The organism is Allobosea sp. P4_C6, from assembly GCF_056402015.1.
In genome coordinates this window covers 1-5148 of sequence record NZ_JBFUIF010000109.1, presented here as the reverse complement: position 1 = coordinate 5148, position 5148 = coordinate 1, and the positions used below count along the sequence as shown (strand labels likewise).

General features: G+C 62.9%; 5 protein-coding genes. All 5 read left to right on the top strand.

Annotated elements, in window-relative coordinates:
- Positions 1-115: 115 nt before the first annotated feature.
- Complete coding sequence (locus tag AC1DVA_RS26235) at positions 116-1690, top strand: amidohydrolase family protein (protein WP_476807829.1); 1575 nt, start codon at positions 116-118, stop codon at positions 1688-1690.
- On the top strand, positions 1690-2676 hold the full coding sequence (locus AC1DVA_RS26230; protein WP_476807828.1) for a CobW family GTP-binding protein: 987 nt from the start codon (positions 1690-1692) through the stop codon (positions 2674-2676). The genes AC1DVA_RS26235 and AC1DVA_RS26230 overlap by 1 nt, the downstream gene beginning before the upstream one ends.
- 249 nt (positions 2677-2925) lie before the next feature.
- Complete coding sequence (locus tag AC1DVA_RS26225; RefSeq protein ID WP_476807830.1) at positions 2926-3648, top strand: haloacid dehalogenase type II; 723 nt, start codon at positions 2926-2928, stop codon at positions 3646-3648.
- Between the two features lie 21 nt (positions 3649-3669).
- On the top strand, positions 3670-4155 hold the full coding sequence (locus tag AC1DVA_RS26220; RefSeq protein ID WP_476807827.1) for an Lrp/AsnC family transcriptional regulator: 486 nt from the start codon (positions 3670-3672) through the stop codon (positions 4153-4155).
- Between the two features lie 146 nt (positions 4156-4301).
- A partial coding sequence (locus AC1DVA_RS26215) for an FAD-binding oxidoreductase (protein WP_476807826.1) occupies positions 4302-5148 on the top strand: 847 nt, incomplete at its 3' end.

The following is a 5148-nucleotide window of genomic DNA, read 5'->3' as shown; positions in this document are numbered from 1 at the left end:
CAGCTACGGCCACAGGGCGTTTTCGGCCTCCGAAACGAGCGTGCCGGATCATTCGACGCCGATACTGCGGCTTCCGTGGCGATTGTGCCTGTCCCGTCGAAGTGAGAGCGCCATCATGACAAGCACCTCCAACGCCGGTGCTCCCGGAGACGAATTCGCCGCCATGTTCGCCGCTGCAGGGCTGCCTGGGTTGGCGGCGGCGACCGAAAGGACACGGGGCCGTGAACCCCGTCGTTATCTCAAGCTGACGGGCGCCCGCATCATCGATGGAACCGGTGCTCCGCCCTGGGGGCCGGCGGATCTGATCGTAGAGGACGGCCGGATCCTGGCCCTGGCCAAGACGGGCAAGGCGAAGCTGCCCGAGGCTGTTCGCCCCGAGGATGTCCTGGAGATCGACTGCTCCGGAAAGTTCCTCACGCCGGGTTTCATCGACTGCCACGCCCATATCGGCGCTCCGTTCCATGCCAGGAACGGACCGCAGCCGTCGGCCGACTACATCTATAAGCTCTGGCTCGGCCACGGGATCACCACCGTGCGCGAGACCGGCTGCTTCAACGGGCTTTCCTGGACGTTGCAGCAGAAGGCTGCCGCCGAGGAGCATCGTATCGATGCCCCCCGGATCATGGCCTATGCGCCGTTCCCGGCGACGACCGACTACGTCAAGACCCTGCATACACCGGAACAGGCGGCCGCCTGGGTCGGCGACGTAAAGGTGGCCGGTGCCGATGGCGTGAAGTTCTTCGGTGCGCCGCCGGCACTGATGAAGGCGGCGCTCGAAGAGTGCATCCGGCGCGATCTGCGAAGCTGCTGTCACCACTCCCAGCTCGCGGTCGGCCGGATGAACCCGCTCCAGACTGCAGGCTGGGGTCTCAGCAGCACCGAGCATTCCTACGGTATCCCTGAGACGCTGCTCGAAAACCAGACGCTGCAGGCCTTTCCGCCGGACTATGATTACGGCGACGAGTATCTGCGTTTCTCGGCGGCAGGCCAGACTTTCATGCAGGCGGCTCGCCCGGGTTCGCCGAAATGGGAAACGGTCCTCGGCCGTTTTCTAGAGGCTCGCCACAGCTTCGTGCCGACTTTCAACGTCTACGACGCCAACCGCGACCTGATGCGCACGCGGCGGGCCGATTGGCACGAGCGTTTCACCGATCCCACTCTATGGGCCTATTTCCAGCCCCAGCGCGGCGGGCACGGCGCCTATTGGTATCGCTGGTCGACGACGAACGAGATCGAATGGCGGGAAACGTTCCGTCTCTGGATGCGCTTCGTCAACGACTACAAGAACCTCGGCGGGCGCATCGCCGTCGGCAGCGATTCCGGCTTCATGTTCCAGACCTACGGCTTCGGATATGTCCGGGAGCTGGAGCTTCTGCAGGAGGCCGGGTTCACCCCGCTCGAGGTTCTGCGTTCCGCCACCACCTGTGGCGCCGAGTTGCTGGGCATCGAGCAGGATACCGGCACGCTCGAGATCGGAAAGCGGGCCGATATCCTGATCCACCGCAGCAACCCGCTGAATGATTTCAAGCTGCTCTACGGCACCGGCACGATGCGCCTGAACGACGCGACGAAGTCGGTCGATTGGGACCGGAGCCTTGAGACCGTGATCAAGGGGGGGCTACTGTACGACCCAGCCGAGCTCCTTGCGGATGTCGAGGCGATGGTTTCGGCAGCCAGGCTGGGGGCGTGATGGATCGCCCTGTCCCAATGACGGACCGACCGGAGTTCATCGTGCTGACGGGCCCTTTGGGATCCGGCAAGACGACGCTGCTCTCGGACCATCTCTCCTTCGCCGACACCTCCGACACAGGCGTTCTCGTCAACGATGCGGGCGTGGTCAACATCGATGGGGCGGTCATCGCTGCCGACCATCGAAACCTTGCGCTCGCCACGCTCGACGGTGGCTGTGTCTGCTGTTCCCTCGGCAATGATTTGCAGGAGGGGATCGATGCCTTGCTGCTGGCCCGGGCGGAGCGGCGCCTGGGACCTCCGCGGCGCATCATTCTGGAAACGAGCGGCCTCGCCGAACCCGCCCCGATCGTTCGGTCGCTGCGCGCGATCCGGCAGGTCGGGTTCGATGTCCGCATCGTCGCAACCTTCGACGCGTCGGCACCATTCGTCGGCGACAGCTTCCTTCCGCACTACGCATCGCAACTCGCGGCCGCGCAGACGATCGTGATGACCAAGCTCGATCGACTTTCCCGGCAGGAGTGGGCTTGCTGYGCTGCCGAAGCTCAAAGCTTCAATCCCTTGGCGGCGCAAGTCCTGATGGATCAGCCTCGCGAGCGGGCCCTTTCGGCATTCTCGACGCACGGCGACCCCTCCGTTCCCGGGGTAGCTCGCTTCTCAGCGATTGCAGCCTCGGCCTCGCGCATCACGGTAGCCTTCGCGGAATGGAATCCGAATGCATCCTGGAGCTCGATCTCCGAATGGATCGAGAACCTGAGCGGTTTCTTCGGAAGCCGTCTCCTCCGCTTGAAGGGCCTCGTCAGGCCCGAAGGCCATCCGGATCCTGTGCTCATCAATGGCGTCGGCGATGCGTTCTCCCCTCCCCGCCGGATGCGGGTGAAGGACGATGTCGGCCTCGGGCTGATGCTGATCCTGCGCGACATCACAGCCGACGAGCTCTCCCAGCCCTTCTGTGGCGAGAACCTGCCGATGGTGAGGTTTCGATGATCGCGCACGACGACATCCGGGCCTTTCTTGACGTGTCGACAGGAGCGGCAGATGCCTCTGTTTCACCGGCTGCATTCGGCAAGAGCTGCGGATTGTTGCTGTGGGTTTTCCCGCAATTGCGGCGCGAGGCGCGGCACAATGAGGGCGCGCGGGAGATGCCGACCGGGCCGCTGGCACCTCATCGATCGCCATGCCGTTGCCCATAGGCGCCGACCATCGTTTCGCTCCCTCGAAGACAGGACAAGACCGATGAAACTGACGGACTTCAAAGCTCTTACTTTCGACTGCTACGGAACGCTGATCGATTGGGAAACGGGCATGTTCGAGGGGCTCAAGCCGCTCACCAGCCGGCTCGCGAATCCGCTCACACGCGATCAGGTGCTGGAAGCGCACGCTCGCCACGAGTCGTCGCAGCAGTTGCAGACGCCGGCGAAGAATTATCGCGACCTCCTGCCGATCGTTTACAAGCGACTGGCCGAGGAGTGGGGCCTCGCCGTGAAATGGGACGAGTGCGTTGCGTATGGGCAGTCGGTCAAGAATTGGCCCGCATTCACCGACTCTGYGGGAGCCCTCCAGTACCTCAAGCGCCATTACAAGCTCGTGATCCTGTCGAACGTGGACGATGAGAGCTTCGCCGCGAGCAACGATAAGCTCCAGGTCGACTTCGATGCGATCTACACGGCTGAGGATATCGGCTCCTACAAGCCGTCCGATCGCAACTTCGAGTACATGCTCAAGAAGCTGGAGACGCTCGGTATCCAGAAGCACGAGATCCTGCACACCGCCGAGAGCATGTTCCACGACCACGGACCGGCAAACAGACATGGTCTGGCGTCCTGTTGGATCTACCGCCGCTACGACCAGGACGGGTTCGGCGCGACGATGCATCCCGGCGACATGCCGAAATACGACTTCCGCTTCAACAGCATGGCCGATCTCGCGAAGGCGCATCAGGAAGCGCTTCGCGGCTGAACATGAGGGAATAGCGCGGCAATGGCGGGCGCACCGAGACTTGATCGCATCGACATCAATATTCTCGCGCAGCTCCAGCAGAACGCCAGGTTGACGAATGTCGACCTGGCGGACGCGGTGGGGCTGTCCCCAAGCCCCTGCCTTGCCCGGCTGCGACGGCTGGAGGAAGCCGGCTACGTCGTGAGTTACAATGCCCGCCTCCAACTGGCGAAGCTTATCGACCACATTACCGTCTTCACCGAAGTGACGCTCAACGATCACCGCCGCGAGGACTTCATCAAGTTCGAGGTCGAGATCAAGCGATACGAGGCACTCCAAGAGTGTCACCTGGTGAGCGGTGGGTACGACTATCTGCTTAAGTTCGTGACCAAGAACGTCGCGAGATACCAGGAGCTCATGGAGGGCATACTGGAGCGCAATATCGGCATGGAGAAGTACTTCAGCTACATCGTGATCAAGACGATCGTCGATAAGGGTCACGTGCCGGTGAAGTACATTCTCGGCTGACAGGCACGCTGCTCCGCTATCGATCGATTCCGTCATGCGGTCTCGAAGATCACGGACGGCCCGGGACGCACGCCTCCCGACAACCGGTTTTGCCTGGCAGGTCCTGGCCCGGTTCCAAATGCAACCTCAGGAAGATTTCTGACACCATGGATGCCATAGCTCGGGTGCTCTCCAAGCTGCCGCAGGACATCGTTACCTGCGACCAGGACATCGTTGCCGCCTACACGACCGACTTCCGGCGGCTTTATACGGGCAGTGCCCGGGCATTGCTGAGGCCCCGGGACACCGCGGAAGTCCAGGCGATCGTCCGCGCCTGTGCCGAAGCGCGTGTTCCACTCGTCCCCCAAGGCGGCAACACCAGCTACTGCACCGCGGCCACTCCGAGTCGCAGCGGGGACGAACTCATCGTCAGCCTCGAACGCATGAACCGTGTGCGCGATCTCGACCCGGGCAACCTTTCGGTGACGGCGGATGCAGGGATCGTCCTCAGCGAGCTTCAGCGGGCGGCCGACGATGCGGGTTTGTTGCTGCCGCTCTCGCTCGGCTCACAGCAGTCCTGCCGGATCGGCGGCAACTTGTCGACGAACGCGGGCGGCGTTTCGGTCCTTCGCTACGGCATGGCCCGGGACTTGGTTCTCGGGCTTGAAGTGGTGCTCCCCGATGGCGCGCTCTACAGCGAGCTCAGCCCGCTGCGAAAGAACAACTCGGGTTACGACGTGAAGCAGCTCTTCATCGGCGCGGAGGGCACGCTCGGCATCATCACGGGCGCTTCGCTTAAACTGACCAGGAAGCCTCAGCAGACGATAACCGCGTTCCTTGCGATCAGGCATATCGAGGATCTGAGCGGGATTCTCGATGCCGCCCAGCGCGAAACAGGCGAAGCGATCACCTCCTTCGAATATGTCTCGGAGACGTCGTTGCAGCTTCTGCTGGCCTCGCGGCCCGACTTTCGTCGGCCCCTCGCCGACCGGGCCGATCACTACGTCCTCATGG